Origin of the sequence: Nonomuraea sp. NPDC005692, assembly GCF_040631115.1 — a bacterium.
Classification (GTDB): domain Bacteria; phylum Actinomycetota; class Actinomycetes; order Streptosporangiales; family Streptosporangiaceae; genus Nonomuraea.
Genome location: NZ_JBEXYU010000002.1, coordinates 218,299 through 241,963 on the forward strand (window position 1 = coordinate 218,299; position 23,665 = coordinate 241,963).

At 69.2% G+C, this 23,665-nt stretch carries 27 protein-coding genes and 1 pseudogene; 21 read left to right on the forward strand and 7 right to left on the reverse strand.

Annotated features, from left to right (window positions below; all coding sequences use genetic code 11):
- Positions 1-10: 10 nt before the first annotated feature.
- From nuoL to ABZ459_RS05855, 4 genes are read left to right on the forward strand one after another with little or no spacing between them, the layout of a single operon-like run.
- Positions 11-1,924, forward strand: coding sequence for an NADH-quinone oxidoreductase subunit L (gene nuoL / locus ABZ459_RS05840; RefSeq protein WP_357966359.1), 1,914 nt, complete (start codon positions 11-13; stop codon positions 1,922-1,924).
- Positions 1,924-3,483, forward strand: coding sequence for an NADH-quinone oxidoreductase subunit M (locus ABZ459_RS05845; protein ID WP_357966361.1), 1,560 nt, complete (start codon positions 1,924-1,926; stop codon positions 3,481-3,483). The genes nuoL and ABZ459_RS05845 overlap by 1 nt, the downstream gene beginning before the upstream one ends.
- On the forward strand, positions 3,480-5,069 hold the full coding sequence (gene nuoN / locus ABZ459_RS05850; protein WP_357966364.1) for an NADH-quinone oxidoreductase subunit NuoN: 1,590 nt from the start codon (positions 3,480-3,482) through the stop codon (positions 5,067-5,069). Before ABZ459_RS05845 ends, nuoN begins: the two co-directional genes overlap by 4 nt.
- A gap of 11 nt (positions 5,070-5,080) precedes the next feature.
- Positions 5,081-6,070, forward strand: a complete 990-nt coding sequence (locus ABZ459_RS05855) for a polyprenyl synthetase family protein (protein ID WP_357966366.1) — start codon at positions 5,081-5,083, stop codon at positions 6,068-6,070.
- Here ABZ459_RS05855 and rarD read toward each other — a convergent pair.
- Positions 6,032-6,961, reverse strand: coding sequence for an EamA family transporter RarD (rarD, locus tag ABZ459_RS05860; RefSeq protein ID WP_357966368.1), 930 nt, complete (start codon positions 6,959-6,961; stop codon positions 6,032-6,034). The two genes, ABZ459_RS05855 and rarD, sit on opposite strands and share 39 nt — an antisense overlap.
- 170 nt (positions 6,962-7,131) lie before the next feature.
- On the opposite strand from rarD, the gene msrA reads away from it, so the two are divergent.
- The 6 genes and pseudogenes from msrA to ABZ459_RS05890 all read left to right on the forward strand — a co-directional run bounded on the left by msrA (position 7,132) and on the right by ABZ459_RS05890 (position 10,001).
- Positions 7,132-7,794: a peptide-methionine (S)-S-oxide reductase MsrA gene (gene msrA, locus ABZ459_RS05865; protein WP_357966370.1), complete on the forward strand. Its 663-nt coding sequence runs from the start codon at positions 7,132-7,134 to the stop codon at positions 7,792-7,794.
- Positions 7,795-7,849: 55 nt separating this feature from the next.
- Positions 7,850-8,158: a type II toxin-antitoxin system prevent-host-death family antitoxin gene (locus tag ABZ459_RS05870; protein WP_237103413.1), complete on the forward strand. Its 309-nt coding sequence runs from the start codon at positions 7,850-7,852 to the stop codon at positions 8,156-8,158.
- A gap of 3 nt (positions 8,159-8,161) precedes the next feature.
- Positions 8,162-8,680, forward strand: a complete 519-nt coding sequence (locus ABZ459_RS05875) for a type II toxin-antitoxin system RelE/ParE family toxin (RefSeq protein WP_357966372.1) — start codon at positions 8,162-8,164, stop codon at positions 8,678-8,680.
- 21 nt (positions 8,681-8,701) lie between these two features.
- Positions 8,702-8,809 (forward strand): annotated as a pseudogene (locus ABZ459_RS05880) (peptide-methionine (S)-S-oxide reductase); the annotation flags it as partial.
- Between the two features lie 178 nt (positions 8,810-8,987).
- On the forward strand, positions 8,988-9,443 hold the full coding sequence (locus ABZ459_RS05885; RefSeq protein ID WP_357966374.1) for a helix-turn-helix domain-containing protein: 456 nt from the start codon (positions 8,988-8,990) through the stop codon (positions 9,441-9,443).
- Between the two features lie 3 nt (positions 9,444-9,446).
- Entirely contained in the window at positions 9,447-10,001 is a 555-nt protein-coding gene (locus ABZ459_RS05890) for a PIN domain-containing protein (RefSeq protein ID WP_357966377.1), read from the forward strand.
- Between the two features lie 192 nt (positions 10,002-10,193).
- On the opposite strand, the gene ABZ459_RS05895 is transcribed toward ABZ459_RS05890, so the two are convergent.
- Both ABZ459_RS05895 and ABZ459_RS05900 read right to left on the reverse strand, forming a co-directional pair.
- Positions 10,194-11,525, reverse strand: a complete 1,332-nt coding sequence (locus tag ABZ459_RS05895; RefSeq protein ID WP_357966378.1) for an erythromycin esterase family protein — start codon at positions 11,523-11,525, stop codon at positions 10,194-10,196.
- Positions 11,526-11,650: 125 nt separating this feature from the next.
- The gene (locus tag ABZ459_RS05900; RefSeq protein ID WP_357966380.1) at positions 11,651-12,424 is read right to left on the reverse strand and encodes an SDR family oxidoreductase; all 774 of its coding nucleotides are present in this window, start codon (positions 12,422-12,424) and stop codon (positions 11,651-11,653) included.
- Positions 12,425-12,544: 120 nt separating this feature from the next.
- Between ABZ459_RS05900 and ABZ459_RS05905 the strand changes: the two genes are divergently transcribed.
- A complete protein-coding gene (locus ABZ459_RS05905; protein WP_357966383.1) occupies positions 12,545-13,441 on the forward strand; it encodes a LysR family transcriptional regulator in 897 nt (298 codons plus the stop codon).
- A gap of 334 nt (positions 13,442-13,775) precedes the next feature.
- Here the strand turns inward: ABZ459_RS05905 and ABZ459_RS05910 are convergent, their stop codons facing one another.
- Positions 13,776-14,372 carry a hypothetical protein gene (locus ABZ459_RS05910; protein WP_357966386.1) on the reverse strand — a complete coding sequence of 199 codons (597 nt, stop codon included), beginning with the start codon at positions 14,370-14,372 and terminating at the stop codon, positions 13,776-13,778.
- A gap of 191 nt (positions 14,373-14,563) precedes the next feature.
- Here ABZ459_RS05910 and ABZ459_RS05915 point away from each other — a divergent pair, with 191 nt between their 5' ends.
- The 4 genes from ABZ459_RS05915 to ABZ459_RS05930 all read left to right on the forward strand — a co-directional run bounded on the left by ABZ459_RS05915 (position 14,564) and on the right by ABZ459_RS05930 (position 16,553).
- Complete coding sequence (locus ABZ459_RS05915; protein ID WP_357966389.1) at positions 14,564-14,761, forward strand: hypothetical protein; 198 nt, start codon at positions 14,564-14,566, stop codon at positions 14,759-14,761.
- Between the two features lie 376 nt (positions 14,762-15,137).
- A complete protein-coding gene (locus tag ABZ459_RS05920; protein ID WP_357966392.1) occupies positions 15,138-15,392 on the forward strand; it encodes a hypothetical protein in 255 nt (84 codons plus the stop codon).
- Positions 15,393-15,584: 192 nt separating this feature from the next.
- On the forward strand, positions 15,585-16,217 hold the full coding sequence (locus ABZ459_RS05925) for a GNAT family N-acetyltransferase (RefSeq protein WP_357966394.1): 633 nt from the start codon (positions 15,585-15,587) through the stop codon (positions 16,215-16,217).
- Between the two features lie 54 nt (positions 16,218-16,271).
- On the forward strand, positions 16,272-16,553 hold the full coding sequence (locus tag ABZ459_RS05930) for a hypothetical protein (protein WP_357966396.1): 282 nt from the start codon (positions 16,272-16,274) through the stop codon (positions 16,551-16,553).
- A 20-nt stretch (positions 16,554-16,573) separates the two neighbouring features.
- On the opposite strand, the gene ABZ459_RS05935 is transcribed toward ABZ459_RS05930, so the two are convergent.
- The gene (locus tag ABZ459_RS05935; protein WP_357966399.1) at positions 16,574-16,996 is read right to left on the reverse strand and encodes a MarR family transcriptional regulator; all 423 of its coding nucleotides are present in this window, start codon (positions 16,994-16,996) and stop codon (positions 16,574-16,576) included.
- Positions 16,997-17,066: 70 nt separating this feature from the next.
- Here ABZ459_RS05935 and ABZ459_RS05940 point away from each other — a divergent pair, with 70 nt between their 5' ends.
- Positions 17,067-17,456 (forward strand): PPOX class F420-dependent oxidoreductase, encoded by a 390-nt coding sequence (locus tag ABZ459_RS05940; protein WP_357966402.1) that lies wholly within the window; start codon positions 17,067-17,069, stop codon positions 17,454-17,456.
- Positions 17,457-17,466: 10 nt separating this feature from the next.
- Here the strand turns inward: ABZ459_RS05940 and ABZ459_RS05945 are convergent, their stop codons facing one another.
- Positions 17,467-18,060 (reverse strand): XRE family transcriptional regulator, encoded by a 594-nt coding sequence (locus ABZ459_RS05945; protein WP_357966405.1) that lies wholly within the window; start codon positions 18,058-18,060, stop codon positions 17,467-17,469.
- A 93-nt stretch (positions 18,061-18,153) separates the two neighbouring features.
- Here ABZ459_RS05945 and ABZ459_RS05950 point away from each other — a divergent pair, with 93 nt between their 5' ends.
- From ABZ459_RS05950 to ABZ459_RS05960, 3 genes are read left to right on the forward strand one after another with little or no spacing between them, the layout of a single operon-like run.
- Entirely contained in the window at positions 18,154-19,107 is a 954-nt protein-coding gene (locus ABZ459_RS05950) for an NAD(P)/FAD-dependent oxidoreductase (protein WP_357966408.1), read from the forward strand.
- A 25-nt stretch (positions 19,108-19,132) separates the two neighbouring features.
- Positions 19,133-19,492: a thioredoxin domain-containing protein gene (locus tag ABZ459_RS05955; protein WP_357966411.1), complete on the forward strand. Its 360-nt coding sequence runs from the start codon at positions 19,133-19,135 to the stop codon at positions 19,490-19,492.
- A complete protein-coding gene (locus ABZ459_RS05960) occupies positions 19,489-20,682 on the forward strand; it encodes an MFS transporter (RefSeq protein WP_357966414.1) in 1,194 nt (397 codons plus the stop codon). Before ABZ459_RS05955 ends, ABZ459_RS05960 begins: the two co-directional genes overlap by 4 nt.
- Here ABZ459_RS05960 and ABZ459_RS05965 read toward each other — a convergent pair.
- Positions 20,679-21,281, reverse strand: coding sequence for a hypothetical protein (locus tag ABZ459_RS05965; RefSeq protein ID WP_357966417.1), 603 nt, complete (start codon positions 21,279-21,281; stop codon positions 20,679-20,681). The two genes, ABZ459_RS05960 and ABZ459_RS05965, sit on opposite strands and share 4 nt — an antisense overlap.
- Before the next feature lie 131 nt (positions 21,282-21,412).
- Between ABZ459_RS05965 and ABZ459_RS05970 the strand changes: the two genes are divergently transcribed.
- Both ABZ459_RS05970 and ABZ459_RS05975 read left to right on the forward strand, forming a co-directional pair.
- The gene (locus ABZ459_RS05970; RefSeq protein ID WP_357966420.1) at positions 21,413-22,624 is read left to right on the forward strand and encodes an FAD-dependent oxidoreductase; all 1,212 of its coding nucleotides are present in this window, start codon (positions 21,413-21,415) and stop codon (positions 22,622-22,624) included.
- The gene (locus tag ABZ459_RS05975) at positions 22,621-23,538 is read left to right on the forward strand and encodes an RNA polymerase sigma-70 factor (RefSeq protein ID WP_357966423.1); all 918 of its coding nucleotides are present in this window, start codon (positions 22,621-22,623) and stop codon (positions 23,536-23,538) included. Before ABZ459_RS05970 ends, ABZ459_RS05975 begins: the two co-directional genes overlap by 4 nt.
- Positions 23,539-23,665 lie beyond the last annotated feature (127 nt).

Sequence of the window (23,665 nt, forward strand, 5' to 3'; positions counted from 1 at the left end):
GAGGTGACTGATGCAATCTGAAATCGCTCAGATCACCCCTCACGTCGGCGGTGTGATCGGGAACGCCTGGCTGATGATCGCTCTTCCGCTCGTGGGGGCGTTCATCCTGCTGGTGTTCAACAAGTTCACCAACCGCTGGGGCCATCTGCTGGGCGTGGTCATGTCGCTGGCCTCGTTCGTGGTGGCGGTGCTCGCGTTCTTCGAGCTGATCGGGTTCGGGGAGGAGGAGCGCCGCCGGGCGGTGCACCTCTACGAGTTCATCCCCGGCATGGTCGACATGGGCCTGCTGATCGACCCGCTGTCGATCAGCTTCGCGCTGCTCATCACGGGTGTCGGATCGCTGATCCACATCTACTCCATCGGGTACATGTCGCACGACGAGCACCGGCGCAGGTTCTTCGCGTACCTGAACCTGTTCGTCGCCGCGATGCTCCTGCTGGTGCTGGCCGACAACTACGTGGGCCTGTTCATCGGCTGGGAGGGCGTGGGCCTGGCCTCGTACCTGCTGATCGGGTTCTGGCAGTTCAAGCCCTCGGCGGCGGTCGCGGCGAAGAAGGCGTTCGTCGTCAACCGCGTCGGTGACTTCGGCCTGCTGGTCGGCATGTTCATCATCTGGACGTCGTTCGGCACCCTGGCCTTCAAGGACCTCGGCGCGAAGATCGGCGCCGGTGGCGCCTCCGACGGCACCATGCTCGCCATCGGCCTGCTGCTGCTCCTCGGCGCGTGCGGCAAGTCGGCGCAGCTCCCGCTGCAGTCCTGGCTCCTGGATGCCATGGAGGGCCCGACCCCGGTCTCGGCCCTGATCCACGCGGCGACCATGGTCACCGCCGGCGTCTACCTGGTCGTCCGCTCGGGCGCGTTCTTCTTCCCCGAGGGCTCGGGCGCGGCGCTCGCCGTCGCCATCGTCGGCGCGGCCACGCTGCTCGCCGGTGCGATCATCGGTTGTGCGAAGGACGACATCAAGAAGGGCCTGGCCGGCTCGACGATGTCGCAGATCGGCTACATGATGCTCGGCGCGGGCCTCGGCCCCGCGGGGTACGCCTTCGCGATCGGCCACCTGATCACGCACGGCTTCTTCAAGGCCGACATGTTCCTCGGCGCCGGATCGGTCATGCACGGCATGAACGACGAGGTCAACATGAGGAAGTACGGCGGCCTGCGCAAGTTCATGCCGATCACGTTCGTCACGTTCTTCATCGGCTACCTGGCGATCATCGGGTTCCCGCTGCTGTCCGGCTACTTCACCAAGGACGGCATCATCGAGACCGCGGTCCACCACCAGCCGATCCTGGGCTGGCTGGCCGTCCTCGGCGCGGGCATCACCGGCTTCTACATGTCGCGGATGGTCTTCATGACCTTCTTCGGCCAGAAGCGCTGGGCCGACGACGCCCACCCGCACGAGTCGCCGCTCGTCATGACGGTGCCGCTGATGATCCTCTCGCTGGGCGCGCTCGGTCTGGGCGCCTACCTGGTGCTGGGCGGCAGGCTGTACGACTTCCTGCGGCCCGCCGTGGGCGGCGAGGCGGAGGCGCCGAGCTTCCAGTTCGCCAGCACGCCCGGCCTGGCCACCCTCGCGCTCGTCGCCGTCGGTGTGGTCTTCGCCTGGATGAGGTACGGCCGGGCAGAGGTGCCCTCGGTGCAGCCGCGCGGCTCCTTCCTCACCACGTTCGCCCGCCGTGACCTGTACGGCGACGCCCTCAACGAGTCCCTGTTCATGCGTCCCGGCCAGTGGCTGACCCGCATCGCGGTGTTCTTCGACAACCGCGGCGTCGACGGGCTGGTCAACGGTCTGGCGGCAGGCATCGGCGGGAGCTCGGGTCGCCTGCGCAGGCTCCAGACGGGCTTCGCGCGAACGTACGCGCTGTCCATCCTGATCGGTGCCGCCCTGCTGACCGGCGCCCTGCTCCTCGTTGGGAACATCTGATGTCACCCTGGCTCCCGATAATCATGGCGGTGCCCGTTGTGGGCGCCATCGTGGTGGCCCTGCTTCCCAAGGGCGGCGACAAGCTGGCCAAGCAGGTCACGCTGGCGGTCTCGCTGCTGACGATGGTGCTGACGGGCGTCATGGCCGCCGGGTTCAAGCCCGGTGGCGAGCGCTTCCAGTTCAAGGCGGAGTACGACTGGATCCCGAGCTTCGGCGTGAAGTTCGGGGTCGGCGTCGACGGCGTCGCCCTGGTGCTGATCGCCCTGTCGGTCGTGCTGGTGCCCATCGTCGTCCTGGCCTCCTGGCACGACGCCGACGGCGTCAGGACCGCGGACGGCACGCTGGTCACGCCCAAGCGGTCGGTCAAGACGTACTTCTCGCTGCTGCTCGTCCTCGAGACGATGATGATCGGCGTCTTCGCGGCGACCGACGTCTTCCTCTTCTACGTGTTCTTCGAAGCCATGCTGATCCCGATGTACTTCATGATCGGGTCGTACGGCGGCGCCCAGCGGTCGTACGCGGCCGTCAAGTTCCTGCTGTACTCGCTCTTCGGCGGCCTGCTCATGCTGGTCGCGGTCATCGGCCTGTACGTGCTGGCGAACAAGGGCACGTTCATGTTCGAGCCGCTCGTCGGGGCCATCCAGGACCCGACGACGCAGAAGTGGCTGTTCGGCGGCTTCTTCATCGCCTTCGCCATCAAGGCGCCGCTCTGGCCGGTGCACACCTGGCTGCCCGACGCGGCCGCCCAGGCCCCGGCCGGCGCCGCCGTGCTGCTCGTGGGCGTGCTCGACAAGGTCGGCACGTTCGGCATGCTCCGCTTCTGCCTGGAGCTGTTCCCCGACGCGGCCAAGGCGTTCACGATGCCGATCGTCGTCCTGGCGGTCATCAGCATCATCTACGGGGCGATCGTGGCCATCGGCCAGACCGACATGAAGCGGCTCATCGCCTACACGTCGATCTCGCACTTCGGCTTCATCGTGCTCGGCGTCTTCGCCATGTCGTCGGTCGCCCAGTCCGGCGCGGCCCTCTACATGGTCAACCACGGCTTCGCCACGGGCGCGCTGTTCCTCGCCGCCGGGTTCCTCATCGCCCGGCGCGGGTCGCCGTTCATCGCCGACTACGGCGGCGTCCAGAAGGTCGCCCCGGTGCTCGCCGGGTTCTTCCTGGTCGCCGGTCTGGCCGGTCTCTCGCTGCCCGGACTGTCGTCCTTCGTCAGCGAGTTCATGGTGATGATCGGCACGTACTCCAGCGAGGCGCACGGCTCCGGCGCGCTGACGGTGGCCGCGATCATCTCCGCGGTCGCCGTGATCCTGGCCGCCGTCTACATCCTGTGGATGGTCCAGCGCACGCTGAACGGTCCGACCGCCGAGCCGGTCAAGGCGTTCAAGGACCTCAACGCCCGGGAGATCTGGGTGCTGGCGCCGCTGGTCGCGCTGATCATCGGGTTCGGCTTCTTCCCCAAGCCGCTGCTCGACGTGATCAACCCGTCCGTGCAGCAGACGCTGACCAACGTGCACGTACCCACTGCCACCATCGCTGAGAAGGGGACAGGTCAGTGAACGACGTCATCCCAGCGCCGACGATCGAGTACGGCACGCTGGCGCCGTTGCTGATCATCTTCGGCGCTGCCTGCATCGGCGTGCTCGTCGAGGCGTTCGCGCCCCGCTACCTGCGCAAGTCCATCCACGTCCCGCTCACGCTGCTCAGCCTGATCGGCGCGTTCGCCCTGGTCATCCTGCAGGTCATGCGCGGCGTGCCGACGCAGGCCGCCGCCATGGGCGCGGTCGCGGTGGACGGTCCCGCGCTGTTCATCTGGGGCGTGATCATCGTCCTGTCGTTCGTGACGGTGCTGCTGATCAACGACGAGGGCCACTTCGTGGCCTCGGCGGCGGCAGTGCCGGGCAGCGCGGACGAGGAGGAGGCCGAGGCGGCCGACAACGGCGCCGGGCAGACCGAGGTCTACCCGCTGGTGCTGTTCGCGGTCGGCGGCATGCTGCTCTTCCCGGCCTCGCACGACCTGCTGACGATGTTCGTGGCCCTCGAGGTCATGTCGCTGCCGCTGTACCTGCTGTGCGGCCTGGCCCGCCGGCGCCGCCTGCTGTCGCAGGAGGCGTCGATGAAGTACTTCCTGCTCGGCGCGTTCTCCTCGGCGTTCTTCCTGTACGGCACCGCCATGATCTACGGCTACGCGGGCACCGTCTCGCTGCCCGGGATCAACGCCGCCCTGGCCAAGGGCGCGCTGCTCGACCCGCTGCTCATGGCCGGTCTCGCGCTGCTCGGCGTCGGCCTGCTGTTCAAGATCGGCGCCGCGCCCTTCCAGGCGTGGAAGCCGGACGTCTACCAGGGCGCCCCGACCCCCATCACCGCACTCATGGCCTCCGGCACGCTCGTCGCGGCCGTCGGCGCCCTGCTGCGGGTGTTCTGGGTCGGTCTGGGCAACCTCGACTGGAACTGGCGGCCGGTCATCTGGGCCGTCGCGGCCCTGACGATGATCGTCGGCTCGATCCTGGCGATCACGCAGACCGACATCAAGCGCATGCTGGCCTACTCCTCCATCGCGCACGCGGGCTTCCTGCTCGTCGGCGTGATGGCGACGTTCGGGTCGGCCGGACAGAACGCCCAGTCGCTCAAGTCGATCCTGTTCTACCTGGCGGTCTACGGCATCACCACGGTCGGCGCGTTCGCGGTGGTCACGCTGGTGCGCGACCCCGGCGGCGAGGCGGGACACCTGTCGCGCTGGGCCGGGCTCGGCAAGCGTTCGCCGGTGCTCGCCGGGGTGTTCGCCTTCTTCCTGCTCGCCTTCGCCGGAATCCCGCTGACCAGCGGCTTCTTCGGCAAGTACGCCGTGTTCGCGGCCGCGCTGAACAGCGGCACGCAGCCCGGCGACTCGATGGGCGGCTGGATGGCCGGCCTGGTCGTGGTGGGCGTGGTGGCCTCGGCCATCGCCGCGTTCTTCTACGTCCGGGTGATCGTGCTGATGTTCTTCAGCGAGCCCGCGGCCGACGGCCCGGCGATCTCGGTGCCCAGTATGGGGACCGTGGCCGTCATCGCCGTTTCCCTGCTGGTTACCGTAGGAGTGGGGCTCTACCCGGAGACCCTCCTCGGTGTCGCCAACGACGCCGCTTCGGCTCTGTTCATTAGATAAGGGGATCTCGTATGTCTGCGCCGCCCGTGGTTGACCTTCCCATCGAGGACGAACGGTTGGCGCAGGACGTGGCCACCGGATTGGCCGCGGTCGAGAAGCTCCTGCGCTCGTCGGTGGAGAGCGAGGACGCCTTCGTCACGGAGGCGTCCAAGCACCTCATCGAGGCGGGCGGCAAGCGGTTCCGTACGCTGATGGTGCTGCTCGCGGCCCAGTTCGGCGATCCGTCCGCGCCGGGTGTCGTGCCCGGCGCGGTGGTCATCGAGCTGACCCACCTGGGCTCGCTCTACCACGACGACGTGATGGACGAGGCCCCGGTGCGCCGGGGTTCGCCCTCGGCCAACGCCCGGTGGGACAACACCGTGGCGATCCTCACCGGCGACTACCTGTTCGCCCAGGCCTCGGACCTCCTGGCCGACCTCGGCCCCGAGCTGATCCGCATCCAGGCCCAGACGTTCTCCCGCCTCGTCCAGGGGCAGATCCGCGAGACGATCGGCCCGCGCGACGGCGAGGACCCCGTCGGCCACTACCTGAGCGTCCTGGCCGACAAGACGGGCTCCCTCATCGCCGCCTCCGGCCGGTTCGGCGCGCTGCTGTCCGGCGCCCCCTCCGACGTCGAGGAGCGGCTTAGTCGTGCCTGCGAGGCCGTCGGCGTGGCCTGGCAGCTCGGCGACGACCTGCTCGACGTGGCCTCCTCGGGCGTCCAGTCGGGCAAGACCCCCGGCACCGACCTGCGCGAGGGCGTCCGGACCCTGCCGGTTCTCTACGCGCTCAACAGCGGCGAGCAGTCGCGGCTGACCGAGCTGCTGTCGGGCCCGGTGCCGGAGGAGCACGTGGAGGAGGCGCTCACCCTGCTGCGGGCCCACCCGGCCATGGAGCGGGCCCGCGCCGAGCTGGCCGCGTGGGTCGACCGGGCCCGCGTCGACCTCTCCGCCCTGCCCGACATCCCGGCCAGGGCGGCGTTCCTAGCTCTCTGCGACTACGTGGTCGAGCGTTCGGGCTGACCGCCTGACCCGGGCGGCGGTCCGCGCCGCCCGGAGGCTGTCGTAGGTGAAGATGGCCAGGGCCAGCCACACGATCGAGAACCCGATCCACCGGCTGGGCGGCATGACCTCGCCGGCGATCGTCACCCCCACCACGAACTGCAGGATCGGCGCGATGTACTGCAGCACCCCGACGGTGCTCAGCGGCACCCGGATCGCTGCCGCGCCGAAGAAGATCAGCGGCACCGCCGTGATGATCCCGGCCCCCACCAGCAGCAGCGCGTGCCCGAGGCCCTCCTGCCCGAACGTGGCCTGCCCCGCGAACTCCAGGTAGATCAGGTACCCGAGCGCCGGCAGCAGCAGCACCAGCGTCTCGACGGCCAGGCTCTCGGTGGCGGCCACGTTCGCCTGCTTCTTGGCCAGCCCGTACACGCCGAAGCTGACGGCGAGCGTGAGCGCGATCCAGGGGAGCCTGCCGTAGTCCAGGGTCAGCACGACCACCGCCAGCGCCGCGAACCCGACCGCCGTCCACTGCAGCGGACGCAGCCGCTCCCGCAGCACCAGCACCCCGAACAGCACGCTGACCAGCGGGTTGATGAAGTACCCGAGGGCACTCTCGACCACGTGGCCGGTGTTGACCGCGTAGATGTAGGTGCCCCAGTTGACGGTGATGACGATGGCGGCGATCGTCAGCAGGACGAGTTTGCGCGGCTGCCGGGCCAGCTCCCGGAACCAGCTCCAGTGCCGGCGCACGGCCAGCACGACGGCGACGGCGACCAGGGACCAGACCATCCGATGAGCCAGGATCTCCACGGCTCCGGACGGTTTGAGCAGCGGCCAGTACAGGGGGAACAGCCCCCACATGGTGTAGGCGGCGATCCCGAACAGTACACCGCGCCGAAGGTCAGGCATGTAACCTATTTTCGGGCCTTACCAGCTTAAATACAAATGTGTGTCACTATACGGGAATGTTTAGGCATCCTTAACTGTTCGGGCGTTGTGTAAGCGCAATCCCGCCACCCACGCCACGCCGCCGCCCGCGGTGCTTGCGTAGGGTGGAGACACCTGATGGAGGTGGCACGATGGGCTGGCTGTTCGGCGGCAACAAGACATCGATGGTCCGTCCCGAGGACGCTCTGCCGGGCCGCTCGGAGGCGATGCCCGTGCCCGCGCGGCACGCGGTCCTCGACGCTCCGCTCGCCCCGCCGTACCCCTCGGGCCTGGAGGTGGCCGACTTCGGCCTGGGCTGCTTCTGGGGGGCCGAGCGCAAGTTCTGGCAGACGCCAGGGGTGGTGACGACCGCCGTCGGGTACCAGGGCGGCTACACCCCCAACCCGACGTACGAGGAGGTCTGCAGCGGCCTCACCGGCCACACCGAGGCCGTCCGGGTGGTGTTCGACCCGGCCCAGGTGTCGTACGAGGAGCTCCTGAAGGTCTTCTGGGAGGCCCACGACCCGACGCAGGGCATGCGCCAGGGCAACGACACCGGCACCCAGTACCGGTCGGCGATCTACCACCACTCGCCGGAGCAGGAGAAGGCGGCGGAGACGTCCCGCGCCGCCTACCAGCAGGTCCTCACCCAGGCCGGCTACGGCACCATAACCACCGAAATAGCCCAAGCCAAGCCTTTCTACTACGCCGAGGACTATCACCAGCAATACTTGTACAAAGTGCCCAACGGGTACTGCGGAATCGGCGGAACGGGCGTCGCCTGCCCGGTGGGTCTGACGTCTGGCGAGGCGTGAGCCGAACGTGGGCCCAAGCATCGCACTTCTGTGCAGATAGATATACAGTTCATGTATGACTGTTCTGCACGACGCTACTGAGCTGAGCGTCACAGAGGCGGCCCAGCGAGGGGTTGCCCGCCTAGTGGCTGATGCGGAGCAGGGGACCGATCTGGTGGTCACCCGTCGGCGTCAGCCAGTGGCGGCCGTGGTGAGTATCCGCCGGCTCAATGAGCTGGAAGAGGCGGCGGCTGATCTGCGCGATCTGGCGCTGGTGCTCGCCCGGTCGGTTACGGACACGGGGGAGCGGGTCTCACTCGATGAGGTGCTTGCCGCTTTCGGGCATACTCGCGAGTCGCTGTCCGCCATCCCGGACGATGAGTGACTCGTGTCCGACGTCGCCTTCACGGCGCCGGCGGTCGACGACCTTCGGCGGATCGGCCCAGACGCGGCACCCAAGGTGCTCAAGAAGATCCTTCTCCTGCTGGACAACCCTGAAGCTGGTTATCCGCTTGGCGGGGAACTGACCGGTTTCCGGAAGCTGGTGGTCGGTCGCAACACCTGGCGTGTCGTCTACCGCATCACCGAGGACAAGTCGGTGGAGATCTGCGAGGTGTGGGCTGTCGGTGAACGTGCCGACGCCGAAGTGTACGAGGAGGCGACGGCGAGGGTCCGGGAGGCGGGTGCAGGCCGTCCCGAGATCATCCAGCTCGGCCAGGTGATCGAACGCCTCGGCGCGCTGGCCGATCATATTCGGGTGGAGAAGGCATCTCCCAGGGAACCCGTTCCAGATTGGCTAGCGGACCGCTTGATCTACACGGTCGGGATGGCGCGTGAGGATGTTGCCGCCCTTGACCTTGAAGAGGCGGTCGACACGTGGGCTGAGTACCGGTCCAAGGCTCATTAGGTCGCGCATTTATCGCCTGAAGCAAAGCGCTACCGCCAGCAGTACTTGTACAAAGTCCCCAACGGCTACTGCGGCATCGGCGGCACGGGTGTGTCCTGCCCGGTCGGCCTGACCTCCGGCGACGCGTAGACCTGCGGAGATAGCTAGATCCTGGCCCATGGTCGCCCGGCACGTCCGGCGTCGATCATGGGCCAAAGCCGTCTTCGGCGACAACCTTCATCACAGGGTCAGGGCGGTGCCGGGCTGCTGGCGATCGTGCTTGCGTTTATTTCGTCTGTTGCGGATACTGCGAAGAGGGGGTGACGTCATGACTGACGTGCAGGCCAAGCGAGTTCAGCCGGGAAGCATCGATGCCGAGGTGGCCGCTCGTGCGGTCCGCCGGATCAAGGATTACCTCATGCGGTATCCCGAGCAGCCGACCGTGCAGGTGGTCGGTGAGCACGGGGGAGAGGACCCCTTGATCCTGCCTCGTGAAGCAGTGACTCTGCTTGCCTTCATCCTTGCCCAAGCAGCTGAAGGGCGCGGAGTCACGGTGATTCCGTCCCATGCTGAGCTGACGACACAGCAAGCGGCGGACATGCTGAACGTCTCACGCCCGTACGTCATCAAACTTCTGGAGACGGGAGAGATTCCGTTCCGGTTGATTGGCAAGCACCGTCGAATCAAGTACGAGGACCTCCAGGAGTACAGGCGTCGCGATGACGCCAAGCGCCGGACCGCGGCCGACGAACTCGCTGCGCTGGGGCAAGAGTTGGGCATCTGAGTCATGACATTCGTGGTGGTCTACGACGCAAACGTGTTGTACGGCAACACCCTGCGTGACCTGCTCATTCGTCTCGCCATGACGGCACGGGTGCAAGCCAGGTGGACCAACAGCATCCTCGACGAGATGCAGCGCAACCTCGCCGCCAACCGCCCCGACATTCCAGCGGAAAAGCTCGACAAGCTCCGCCGACTGATGAACTCCGCTGTCCGCGACTGCCTCGTCGAGGGGTATGAGCCACTGATCGAAGGGCTGAAGCTCCCCGACGCTGACGATCGACATGTGCTCGCCGCAGCCATCAAGGTGGGCGCGAAGGCCATCGTCACGTCGAATCTCAAGGACTTCCCTGCCGACTACTTGGCTCCATGGGATATCGAGGCGAAGTCGCCCGACGACTTCGTCCTCGACCAAATCGACTTGGACGGAAGGGTCGTCTGGGCGTGTGTGCAGCAGATTGCGGACTCACGGACCAGCCCGCCCGAGACCGTCGAGGACGTGCTCGACGCTCTGGAGGCGGCCGGTCTCGTTGAGGCGGTCGCTGCCCTGCGAGCTGGATGAAGCCTCTTCGGGCTGGTTCTGCGGCACGAAGTGAACAGCCACCGCCAGCAGCAGCGGTACAGAGTCTGGCCCGAACGGCTGCTGCGGGATCCGTGGCTGTCCGGTCGGCCTGACGTATGGCGAGGCGGAGAGCGGCCCATGGTCGACCGGTACGTCCGGGGGCGATCACGGGCCGGGGCGTCCGGCATGCCGTCAGCGGGTGAGGGTGGCCGCCTTGACCTGGTGGAGGTGGATCACCACGTCGAAGGAGCGGCTCAGGGAGGCCTGAACGGCCTGGTCGGGGGACCAGAAGCCGCCGCCGATGAGCCGGGTGGGCCGGGCCTGCGCCAGCCACGTCCGAGCCGTCCGCGGAACTGTCCGCGTGTCCAGCATGAAGTCGCGGTGGCGCACCTGGTCCAGGACGTACTCGTTGTAGTCGGGGCCCGCGGCGGGGACCCAGCCCTTGCACGTTCCCGGCCGTTCGGCGGGCTTGGCGCCGTCGGGGCAGGCGCCGTCGGAGCTGAGGAAGTTGTAGCCGCCCTGGTTGAAGCTGGTGCCGACGGTGACGAAGCGGTCGCCGAGCCGCTTGCGCAGCTCGCCGCCCATCGGGGCCGGCACGTACGTGGTGTCGATCGGGGTGTAGCTCAGGTGCGCGTTCAGCCCGGACACCTGGATCCTGGCGCCCGTCGTACGGTTCCACCAGGCGACGTTGTCGGCCAGCACCTGGTCCCGGTAGATCGCCGCCTGGCGGCGGCCGTCCGCGGTGGCCTGGTCGAATGCGAAGTCGGTGAAGGTCTGCGACAGCGCGCGGGCGTGCTGGACCGTCCATCGGTCGGCGCCCTGCTTCTGGAGGAGCTTCAGGGCCTGAGTGGCCCGCTCGGCTTTGTCCTGCCGGGTCTCCAGCGGTACGGCCAGCGCCTGCGCCATGTATTCGCCGGCGTTCTTGGTGGTGGGCCGCAGTCCGTCGTACAACCGGGTGAGCTCGGGCAGCAGGGCGGGTCGGTGCTGCTTGGCGTACGCCAGCACCTTGTCGAAGAGGATGTCGCCGGGGTAGAGCAGGTCGGCGCCCATGAACTGGACCTTCTTGGCGTGGCCGGCGTTGTGGGCACGCATCCATCGGACCAGGTCGAGGAACTCGCGGTTGTCGAACAGGTCGTAGGGGCCCTTGACCTCGTCGTGGAAGATCGCTTGCGGGTCGCCCTGGCCGTACAGAACATAATCATTCAGGCGCAGGCCGGTGCTCCAGCTCAGCTCGCGGGCGAACGTGGTGAATCCTTTCTCGGTCACCAGGTAGCGGAACAGCCGCTGGTTGAGGGTGTAGAACTCGGCGGTGCTGTGGGTGGCCTCGCCCACGCCGACCACCTCCGCCTGGCCCACCATGGCGCCGAAGGCGTCCAGGTCGTGCGCCCGGACGTCCGGGGAGGTGGAGACCAGCGGCTTGGCCACGCTGTTGAGCGCGGACACCACCCCGGTGTCGGCCGACGCCGGGGTGGCGGTGCCGGCGATGGTCACGGCGGCCAGGCCGCTGAGGGCAAGAATCTTCATGGCGTTTCCCTGGTACGTGAAGGGGATTGTTGGGCAGGTCCGAATCTCCCGGGCAGCGCTGACAGCCGGTTGAAGGCCGGCTGACCGTGGCCCCGGGGCGCTGTCAGCTCAGATCCGGGGCCAGCTCAGATCCGGGGGCCGAGGAAGCAGCCGCCGGAGGCGTCGATGACCTGGCCGGTCACCCACCGCCCGGCCCCGGAGGCCAGGAAGGCGACCACGTCGGCGATGTCGTCGGGCTGACCGACGCGCGGGATGGCGTTGCCGGTGCCGACCATCTGCTGGACCTCGGGCTTGCCGAGCATCCACGGGTTCATGTCGGTGACCGTCGGGCCGGGCGCGACGGCGTTGACGGTGATGCCCCGCGCGCCCACCTGCTGCGCCAGGGAACGGCTGAGCACCTCGATGCCGACCTTGCTCATCGCGTACGGCGCCTCGGGCATCGCGATCCTGGTCGCCGCGGTGGTCACGTTGACGATCCGGCCGCCGTCGTTCAGCAGCGGAAGCGCCCGCTGGATGATGAACAGCGGCGCCTTGGTGTTGATCGCGATCAGCCGGTCGAACGCCTCGGGGGTGATGGCGTCGATCGGGCCGCCGGTGTTGACGGCGGCGTTGTTGACCAGGATGTCCAGCCGTACCTGCCCGGTCCTCGCGGCGAGGCCCGCCTCCAGTCCGGCGAACAGGGTGTCGACGTCACCGGGAGCGCCGAGTTCGGCACGTACCGGGAAGGCATGGCCGCCGTCCTTCTCGATCAGCTGCACGGCTTCCAGAGCCGCTTTCTCGTTGGTGCCGTAGTGCACGGCGACCAGCGCGCCCGCGGCCGCCAGCCGCCGCGCCACGGCCCGGCCGATGCCCCGCGACGCCCCGGTCACCAGCGCCGTCTTCCCTGCCAGCTGCATCATTTCGTCACTCCTGAACCATCTGACTTTGTCCGGTGACCAGGATCCAGGCGCTAAATAGCCCGAAACAATGACAAAATGCGCAAGGCAGAATTGACCCCAAGGGCAACGTGAGGGGGAGTCGTGGAGCTGCGCGACATCGAGATCTTCCTGACTCTGGCCGAAGAGCTCCATTTCGCCCGCACCGCCGAACGACTGCACGTCACCCCGGCCCGGATCACGAAGGCGATCCAGAAGCAGGAGCGCCAGATCGGCGCCCTGCTTTTCGAACGGACCCCGCGGTCGGTACGTCTGACGCCACTCGGCCGGCAGCTCCGCGACGATCTCTGGCCGATGTACAGCGGCCTCCAGGAGAGCATGCGCCGGGCCAGGCTGGCCGCCGAGGGCATCACCGGCGTGCTGCGAGTCGGCATGATCCCGCACAACTCCCACGACCTGCGGCGCTACTGGGACACGTTCCGCGGCAACCACCCCCAGTGGAAGCTGCAGATCCGCATCTCTCCCTTCGCCGATCCGTTCGCCGGGTTGCGGCGCGGCGACATCGACGTCCTCGTCGCTTGGCTGCCCGTCGAAGAGCCTGACCTGACCACGGGGCCGGTCCTGTTCACGGACCCGCGCCTGCTGGCCGTGTCCGCCGATCACGAACTCACCCGGCACACCACCGGCCTGCTGGAGATGCTCGCCGATTTCCCGCACGTGGACACTCCGTCCAGGCCCGACTACTGGGCGGACGGCTTCCTCCCGACCTGGACTCCTGTGAGCAATCGGATCGAGCGCGGCCCCATGGCCCGTAGCACCGAGGAGATCCTTTCCCTGGTCACCACCGGGGAGACCGTCAGCCTCGTCGCCCACCACATGAGGCGGTACTACCTCCGGCCCGACATCACGTACCTGCCTTTCCGGGACAACGATCCGCTGAGGTTCGCGCTGGTGTGGTCGACGGAAGCGGAGAACGACCTGATCCGCGCCCTCGTCCAGACCGTCCGCGACCTCGGCCCCCTCGACCTGCTCACTCTCTGACCGGTCGGGCACCATGCTCATCCGCGGCGCGCTGCGGCCGGCCGGCTGACTCCTCCGCGGCGATGTACGTCAGGACTGCTGGCCGGGGTCGGCGTACATTCGGGGCTGACGACGGACATCAGATCGTGTTCTGACATAGACTGCGGGGTCGCTTCGGGAAGCTGGGTGCCTACCCCCAGATCAGGGCGAGGGTACGGCGCGTCGCCGCGCCCCGTCCTCCGGCCGCGCACCGGCAGCCAGCGCTCGTCGAAGGAGGCGAGACCTGCTGGGTGGGTGGTCACTCACGGCTGGTCGCGAGGGTGATCGTCACCTGATTGAACGCTTTTGGTGGGGGTCAGAACTTGCCCGTCTGTACCTCGATGCGGTGGCCCAGTTGCTTGCTCAATTCCGTGTGGAAGCTGGCGCGGAGAGGTGGCCAGCCCCAGAAGTCGAATGCGAGGGCGCCGAGGTCGAAGCCGGACCCGAACTGCCACTCGGTGACCGGGACGGAGGCGCCGCACGAGGAGCAGGTGACACTTCCTTCGCCGGTCTCCTTCCAGGTGTCGATGCCGTCGCTGAACGGCTGCCAGACCTCCTGGTCCGCCTCCCATGCGTTCGGGTAGTCGATGATCACGGTGGTCGCGTCACATCGTGGGCAGGTCGCGGAGTCCGCCTCGCTCATCCCCTGGCCCCCGACGTGGTGATCCCGCCCGACGATGACCGCCACCGGGCCTGGTATCCACGACGGGTCCGAGGAGTCGGCCACTGCCCGTTCCCAGTTGGGGCCGGGCTCGTACCCGTCGTCCACTTGCAGGCTGTACATGCCGTCGCTGGACCTTTCGCGTGTGATCAGCCCCTCGGCGACCATCCAGTCGACCACACGCTCTGCGAGGGACTCAGCCTTTTCGCCGGTTACCTCGACATCGACGATCCGCTCGAAAAAGTCACCCATAGTCCTTCAACTCCTCCTCGGTCACTGATGCCCACTGTGCCACTCGGCTGAGACAGAGGCGCCGTTCCCGCGACCGCTACGTGCCGCGGCACAGGTGGTTGAGCCTGTTTCTGGAGAGGCAGGGATTTGCAGGAGCAACTGCCTCGTTCTCGGCAGATCATCTCGATCGGTGGTCGCATAGCATCGTGAACATGGACGAGGCCACCACCGTAAGGCTCCCGCACGGGCAGAACCTCAGGTGCGACACGTGCCAGAGCGAGATCTTCGAGTCCCGCCAGTGGAAGCTGCAGACGACCGGAATGACCTTCATGGGCCTGGACTGGGCCAACCGGGACGCGACCTGCTTCGTCTGTACCACGTGCCGGCGGATTCACTGGTTCCACCTGTAAGGGAACCGGCTGCCGGTGCGCGGCCTCAGCGGGTTGGCCTGTCTGGCTGCTGGGACCGATCAGGATCTTCGCTCGTGTGGTGCTCGATCTGGGCGGTGCTGGAGGCTGCGGGACGTGCCCGTGAGGGTGATCTGGCTCGGCGGGGCCTGGCGCGGTTGAGGGCCTTTCAGGCAGTTCGGCGGTGTTTGTGTGCAGGGTGCTGGTGAGAAACCGCATCCCTGGGAGGAAAGACGCTTGGCGGTAGGAGAAAGAACTACACCTTGCGTCGGACCGCGGCTCCGTTCTTTGCCGTCCACCTGTCACTGTGCTCACGTCAGAGCACGTAGCCGGGCCACCGGTGCGGCATCTTCTTCCCTGCGTGGAACAGGCAGGAGCCGTGAACCTGGAGGCGCAGAACCTCGAGGTGATGCTACGCGTCAAGGCGCTCGAGACGAGCGCCCGTACCGCGGACGACATCACCATGATCAGCATCGTTCTGATGATGACCGAACTCGCTGCCTTCCAGGCCGAGCTGAGACGAGATTACGAGGCCCTGGTCGACGAGATCACCGGGCTGCGGCACCACATCAACGGCCATGGCTGCAGCCTCCTGCGCCGTTCGGACCTTCGGCAGCGACCGGAGAGCAACTAGCGGGCCGGTGCCGGTCGGGAAGACCGCCTGTTGTGGGGGAGACGGCGTCTTCGTCACAACAGGAAGGCTGATATCCCCTGGTGCCTGTGGCGCTGTTTGGGATCATTGAGTGTGGTGTGGAATGTGGCGGGGCGGTTGTGGGCGGACCTGGCTCGGGTGCCTGTGGTGTTTCCCGGGCGGGGAGAGGTCGCGGTGGTCGTCTCCTCCGGGTCGGGGTTGTGCCCGCCCGGGTGGACGGGGATCGTCGTGCTGGACGGCGGGGCGCTGGTCACGGTGCCTGATGCCGGGTTGGCCGAGCCGGTGCGCCAGGCCCTGCTCGGCGAGAACGGCGTCGATCTTTCGCGCCTGTCCGAGCGGCTGTCCGAGCGGCTGGAGGTCCGTGAGGTCCTGGGGCCGGCGACGCTCGCGTACGTCGATGTTGAGGAGTTCGTTCCCTGCCATGTCGGCGCGGATGTCGAACGGCTGGCGGTGGGGGATCGGGACGTCGACGGGCTGGTGGCGGCGGTGAGCGAGCAGGACGCCGACGAGAGCGGGCTGGCGGACGTCGGTTCGGCGGTATGGGTGGTTCGTGCGGGCGGTGATGTGGTCGCCGCCGCCGGATATCGGACGTGGTTGGACACGGCGGCGCATCTGTCCGTACTGACTGCCGAGGGGTTCCGGGGGCGGGGGCTGGCTCGGGCGGTGGCGTCGGCGGCGGTGGCCGACGCGCTCGGTGCGGGGTTGCTGCCGCAGTGGCGGGCGCGCCCGGAGGCGTCGCGGCGGGTGGCCCGAGCTCTCGGGTTCCGCGAGCTGGGGTCACAGGTGAGCCTTCGCATAGAGCGGTGACCGTATCTTTGGCGCGTGGGCAAAGTGTCGCCAGAGGTGTTCGAAGAAGTGTCCGTGCTCTGGGAAGAGCATCGGCACGTTCCGTTTCCCGGGCTGGCTGATCGGGACCTGTTCGCGGACCTGGTCCTGGCGGACGACGGTGTCGCGGGTGTCATGTTCTGGTACGTCCGTAATGAGGGCAAGGCGCTCACCGACCAGCTACGCGAGCGGCTCGTCAGCAGCGCCCGCGACCTGCGCTGGATCCGGCGGCGAGCGCGTGGCCGGGAGGCGAGGACGTACGTGGACCGGCTGCTGCGGATGGCCGACCTGATCCTCGGTGGCTCCCCGGCCGGATGAGGAGCTTGTCCGGCGCCCGGTCAGATCGCGTCGGTGAAGCGGGTGAGGAGGGTGCGGAGGGTGGTGCGTTCCTCGGGGGTGAAGGCGGTGGAGATGCGGCGTTCGATGATCACGGCCGCCTCGTCCGCCACCCGCAGAGCTTCGCGGCCGGCGTCCGTGAGGTGGGTTTCGAGCATGGTGCGGTGCCACTGATGGGGGGAACGTTCGATCAGGCCGTGTTCGAGCAGGTTCTTCAGTACGACGTTCATGGCCTGCGGCGTGACCAGGCATTCCCTGGCCAGGGCGGCGGCGGAGATGCCCGGGTTGGCGTCGAGGGCGAGCAGGGCGGCGTACTGGGGCACGGTCAGTCCGGCGGTCTTGACCGCGGCGTGCTTGGCCGCCATGAGTCGCTGCTCGGCGCGCTTGACGTCGAGGCCGAGCCGCTCCTCCGGGGGCATGTCCATGCAGGGAGCCTACAAGTCGGCAGGCACTAAAAGCTCTTATAGGTATAAAAGCTTTGATAGTGTTCCGGGCATGTCTGTGATCCCGGAGAGCCATCTCGACCTGCTGACCCGCCCCCTGTACGTCCATCTGGCGACGTTGATGCCCGACGGCACCCCGCAGGTGACGCCCGTGTGGACCGTCTGGGACGGCGAGTTCCTGCGCTTCACCACCACGAGCGACCGGCAGAAGGGGCGCAACGCGAGCGCCCGCCCGCACGTGGCCGTCTCGGTCAACGATCCCGAGCAGCCGTACCGCTACCTGGAGGTCCGGGGGACGGTCGAGCGGGTCGAACCCGACCCCCAGGGTGACTTCTTCGACGTGCTGGCCAGGCGTTACGGCCTCGACTACGAACGGCCCGTCGGCGACGCCGAGCGCAGGGTGGTCATCGTCGTGCGGCCCACCCGCTGCACCAGCCAGTGACCGAACACTTCTAGGACGGCTGCCGGGGGCGGGGCTGGGCGCGCATGTGCATGCGTTCGCCCTGCCGTCCGAACAGGTTGAGCACCTCCACCGGACGATCGCCCGCGGGGCCGAACCAGTGGGGCAGGTGGGTGTCGAACTCGGCGGCCTCGCCGGGCCCCATGACCAGGTCGTGGTCGCCCACGATCAGGCGGACGCGCCCCGAGAGCACGTACATCCACTCGTAACCCTCGTGCGTGACGAGCTGCGGCTGGTTCTGGTCGGCGGGGATGACCGACTTCCACGCCTGCAGCGGGCCGGGCTGGACGGTCAGGGGCAGCACGGTCCGGCCGTTGCGGACCACCGGCTTGAGGCGGACCCGCGGGTCGCCGACCTCCGGCGCGCCGACCAGCTCGTCCAGCGGCACCTGGTGCGCCTCCGCGATCGGTAGCAGCAGCTCCAGGCTGGGCCGGCGCTGCCCCGACTCCAGCCGCGAGAGCGTGCTCTTGGAGATGCCGGTGGCCTCGGCCAGGGCCGACAGGGTCACGCCGCGCTGGGTGCGGAGGTGTCTGAGCCGGGCGCCGACCTGGGCCAGCGTGGCGTCGATCCGGGATTGCTGCTCCATGAGGCCCATTCCACCGCCGATTTCCCAGAAATGGCAACAGAAGTTGTCATCTCCGCGTGCCGGACCGCACCATCGGGACCGGAGGTGATCGTCATGACTACGGCGATGAACAGCAAGAACACCGAGTGCGACGTGGTGGTGGTCGGCGCGGGGGCGGCCGGACTGAGCGCGGCCCTGCTCCTCGGGCGCGCGCGGCGCAAGGTGGTCGTGGTCGACGCGGGCGCGCCGCGCAACGCCCCGGCCGCGCACATGCACGGCTTCCTGTCCCGCGACGGCCTGCCGCCCGCGACCCTGCTGGAGCTCGGACGGGCCGAGATCGACCGGTACGGCGTGCGTCTCGTCCGGGGGCGGGTGGCGGAGGTCGAACCGGGCTTCGCCGTGCGGCTGGAGGGCGGCCCGGTGCTCGGCGCCCGCCGCCTCCTGGTCGCCACCGGCCTGTACGACGAGCTGCCCGCCATCCCCGGCGTGCGGGAGCGGTGGGGCAAGGACGTCCTGCACTGCCCCTACTGCCACGGCCACGAGGTCGGCGACCAGGCGCTGGCGGTGCTCGGCACGCATCCGGGGGCGGTCCACCAGGCCCTGCTCCTGCGCCAGTGGAGTGACGACGTCGTCTTCCTGACCCACACCCTCGACCTGACGCCGGAGGACCGCGACCGTCTGGAGGCCCGCGGCGTGCGCATCGTCGAGGGCCCGATCGACCACCTCGTCGTCGAGGACGGACGGTTGCGCGGCGTCGAGCTCGCCGACGGGCGGGTGCTGCCGCGCGCCGCCGTGTTCCTGTTCCCGCGCATGGTGCCGCAGGACCAGGTGCTCACCCTTCTGGGTTGTGCCAAGGACGACGCCGGCTGGGTCGTCACCGACCGGACGGGACGGACCAGCGTGCCCGGGGTCTGGGCGGCGGGCAACGTCGTCGACCCGCGCGCGCAGGTCGTCACGGCGGCGGGGATGGGTTCGGCCGCAGCGTTCGCCGTCAACGCCGACCTGGTGGACGAAGAGGTCCGGGACGCCGTCGAGCGGCGCCGCGCGACGTCCGTCCCGGCTCGCTGACCCCCACACGCAAGGAGACTTCGTCATGCCCGCGCATGTTCCCGGCTCGGTGCGCAGCGTCACCGAGCAGAACTTCACCGAACGCGTCCTCCAGGCGGAACGTCCGGTCCTGATCCAGTTCTGGGCGGCCTGGTGCCGTCCGTGCCAGATGGTCACCCCGATCGTGGAGAGCCTGGCGGCCGACCGCGCTGGCGAGGTGGACGTCGTCCGGGCCGACCTGGACGACCAGCCCGGCCTGGCCGCCCGGCACGGCATCACCGCCGTCCCCGCCTTCGTCGTGTACGCCGGTGGCCGGCCCGCCGGTTCCTGGACGGGAGCCGCTCCCCGGCACGTACTGGACGAATACCTCACCGCGGCCCTGCGCGAGGCGGGGGTGGACCGATGAGCGCCACGGCCACCGGGCGGCCGGCGGCCGCCCGTGGCAGGCTGCCGCTGGGGGTCTACCTGCTGTCCTTCAGCCTGTTCTCGATGGGCAGCGCGGAGTTCCTGCTCGCCGGCGTCCTGCCGGCCGTCGCCGCGGACCTGCGGATCACGCTGGCCTCCGCCGGCGGGCTGATCTCGGCGTTCGCGGCGGGGGTCGTGATCGGCGGGCCGCCGCTGGCCATCATGACCCTCCGCTGGCCGCGCCGGACGACGCTGGTGGTCGCCCAGGCGGCCTTCGCCGCCTGCGTGGCGATCGGCATCCTCACCGACAGCTATCCGGTGCTCCTGGTCACGCGCTTTCTCTCCGGTCTGGCGTACGCGGGGTTCTGGGCGGTGGCGGCGGTCACCGCGATCGGGCTGGTCCCGGCGGACCGCACCGCCCGCGCGTCCGGGGTGGTCGTCAGCGGGCTGAGCCTGGCGATGATCGCCGGCGGGCCTGCCGGCGCGATGATCAGCTACTTCACCGGGTGGCGCGGCGGGTTCTGGGCCGTGACCGCCCTCACCGTCGCCGGCGCCGTCCTGACGCTCGTCGCGCTGCCCGCCACCGGCGGGCACGGGCAGGCGAGCATCCGCGGCGAGCTCCGCACGATGCGCCGGCCCCAGCTGTGGATCGTGTACGCCGTCACCCTGCTGAGCACCGCGGCCTACATGATCTCCTACAACTACCTGGCGGCGTTCCTGACGGAGGTCACGGGCGTGCCCGGGGTCTGGGTGCCGGTGATCCTGACGCTGTTCGGCGTGGGGGCCTTCGCCGGACTGTCGGTCGGGGGCCGCATCGCCGACCGGCTGCCCACCCACGCGCTCCTGGCGGGGGCGCTCGGGATCGCGGCCTGCTCCGTGCTGCTGGCCGTGCTCGGGCGGCACGTCCCGGCCGTCGTGCCGCTGGTGCTGCTGCTCGGCGTCGCCGGGTTCGTGCTGAACCCGGCCATCTACGGGCGGGTGTTCGCCATCGCGTCGGCGGCGCCGACGCTCGCCGGGGCCACCACCGTCTCGGCCTTCCAGCTGGGCATCAGCCTCGTGCCGGTGCTGGCCGCCGCCGCGCTGGACGCGGGGGCGGGGGTCACCGCCGTCCCGTGGATCGGGGCGGGGCTGGCGGCGCTCACGGTCGTCCCGGTCCTGCTGGACCGGTTGTCGTCGCGGCGGGCGGGCTAGCAGACGCCGGGCAGGCCGCAGACCTTGACGGCCATCTTCCTGGCGTTCTTGGTGAGCCGGCCGGGGTCGTAGTCTCCGTCGTCGGTCCGGTAGACGATCAGCGCGCTGCCCCTGCGTGCGACGACCCCCGTGATCGTCCGGTCCACGTTGCCGGCCTGCCGGGTCCGGTAGCCCATGCCCAGGGCCTCGTCCCCCGCCTTCACCTTGGTCGTCCGCCACTGGATCTCGAGCGTGGGCACCGACGGGTCACCCTTGCGCGCGCACCGCCCGGCCTCGGCGCGCAGGCCGGCGAGCGCGGCACGGGCGGCCCGCGGGCTCTTGTAGAGGACGAGCTGCTCGGCCGACCTGCTGGGCGCGGTGCTCCAGTAGGTGATCGTGCGGGCGGCCGTCCGGCCGCGGTCGACGGCGCGCCGATGCCGGCACGGGTTCAGCTCGAAGGGCGCTGTAAGCCTGTCGCTGATCTTGTATCCCTGCTCGGCGGCGTCGTCCTGGCTCAGCGGCACACGCGCGGCACGCTCGGTGAACAGGAAGTTCTTCGGAATCTCGGTCACGGCCGCCGGTGACAGGGCCAGCAGCAGGGAGAGCGTCAAGCCGATCATGAACCGTTGGATGCCGCCGGGACCGGCTTGGTTCTCGGCCGGGCTGTGGCGCGGATCACAGTGGAGCCGTGTCACGGATGGGGTGGGGTCTCGCATCACGTGGTCAGACGCACCGTACGAAAGGCACGACGATGACCACACAGCGCGAGAACGGCAAGGCTCCGCACCACGTCCTGGTGCTGGGGGCGGGGTATGCGGGGATGGCGGCCGCGATTCAGCTCGCGGCGCGGACCAAGGGGCGGGCGGACGTCCGGGTGACCCTGGTCAATCCGCAGGAGCGGTTCACCGAGCGGTTGCGGATGCACGTCGTGGCGAGCGGGCAGCAGGTCGCCGAGATGCGCATCCCGGAGCTGCTGGAGGGCACCGGGGCCCGGTTCGTGCGGGGCTGGGTGACGGCCGTGGACGTGCGGGCCAGGAGCGTGCGGATCGACGACGACCGCGTCCTGCACTACGACACCCTGGTGTACGGGCTGGGCAGCGTGGCCGACTCGGTGACGGTGCCGGGGGTGGAGGAGCACGCGTACACGCTGGACAGCGTGCCGGACGCCGAGGCGCTGGCCGCCCGGCTGGCCCGGCTGGGCCGTGGGACGGTGGCCGTCTGCGGCAGCGGGCTGACCGGCGTCGAGTCGGCCGCCGAGATCGCCGAGCGCCACCCCGAGCTGGACGTCGTGCTGCTCGGCAGGCAGGAGCCCGGCGCGGCCATGGCGGCCGGGCCGAGGGAGTACATGCGCAAGGCGCTGGCCCGGCTGGGCGTCCGGGTGCGCAGCGGCGTCGAGGTCACGAAGGTGCTGCCCGGGTCGGTCGAGGTGGTGTGCGGACAGGACGCGGAGAGCGTCGCCGCCGACGTCGTCCTGTGGACGAGCGGCACGCGGGTCCCGCCGCTGGCGGCGGCCGCCGGGCTCACCGTGGACGACCGCGGCCGGATCGTCACCGACGCCTTCCTGCGCTCGGTGTCGCACCCGGACGTGTACGCCCTCGGCGACGCCGCCGCGATCCGCCAGGGTTACGGCGTCATGCACGGCACCTGCCAGAGCGGCATGCCGACCGGCGTGCACGCCGCGGTGTCGATCCTGCGCGCCCTGGACGGCCGGCGGCTCAAGCCGTTCCGCTTCGGCTACTACCACACCCCGGTGAGCCTCGGCCGCAACGACGGGGTCGTGCAGTTCACCCACCCCGACGACAGCCCGCGCAGGGTGTATCTCACCGGTCGCACGGCCGCACGGTATAAGGAGACGGTGACTGCAGCACCCTGGCCGACGTACGTCCGCATGAAGAAGATGCCGGTCTCCGGCGCGCTCTGGCCGCGCGGCGGCCGGTTCACCCGGATCGGCGCCGGGCGATGAGCCACGCGTACTCGGAGCAGGACCAGCAGGTCTTCGACCAGCATCGCAGGCTGCTGTTCTCGGTGGCCTACCGCGTGCTCGGCTCGGCGGCCGACGCCGAGGACGCGGTCCAGGACGCCTGGATCAGGTGGTCGTCCGACGACCGTTCGCAGGTGGCCGATCCCAAGGCCTACCTGGCGCGGATCGTGTCGAACGTGGCCCTGCAGCGGCTGCGGTCGACGCAGTACCAGCGCGAGACGTACGTGGGGCCGTGGTTGCCGGAGCCGATCCTGACCAGCGGCGACACCGCCGACGACGTCGCGGGCGCCGATTCGGTCTCGACGGCGATGCTGGTGGTCCTGGAGACGCTGAGCCCGCTCGAACGCGCGGTGTTCGTGCTCAAGGAGGTCTTCGGCTTCAGCCACGCCGAGATCGCCGAGGCGGTGGAGCGTTCCGAGGCGGCGGTGCGCCAGGTCGCGCATCGGGCGCGGGAGCACGTGCAGGCCCGGCGGCCGCGCTTCACGGCCGACCGGACGCGGCAGCGAGACGTCACGCGGCGTTTCCTGGCCGCCGCGACCGGTGGCGACATCAACACGCTCATGGAACTGCTGTCCCCCGACGTCACCCTGTGGACCGACGGGGGCGGGAAGGTGCGCCAGGCGCTGCGCCCGGTCGTGGGCGCGAAGACGGTGGCCGCGTGGTTCGCCGCGATCGGCACGGTCGCCTACCAGGGCGTCGAGCCGGGCGACATGAGGGCCGAGCTCGCCGAGATCAACGGCGGCCCCGGCGTGGTGTTCAGCGGTCAGGGCCGGGTCGTCGCCACCGTGACCTTCGACTTCGACGCCGAGGGGCACATCACCGCCGTCCACAACGTCGCCAACCCCGACAAGCTGGGCGCTGTCGCGGCCGGAACCGCCCGCGACCTCAAGCCTTGACAACCGTCGCTGACCCGGCCGGTGGCGACGACCTGACATGTCGGTTGTCCGCCATGCCCTAGTCATGGTGTGTACGTCCCTTTCTGGCAAAACTTTGTTCTGCCGGTTGCGCAACCCCCCAACCGGT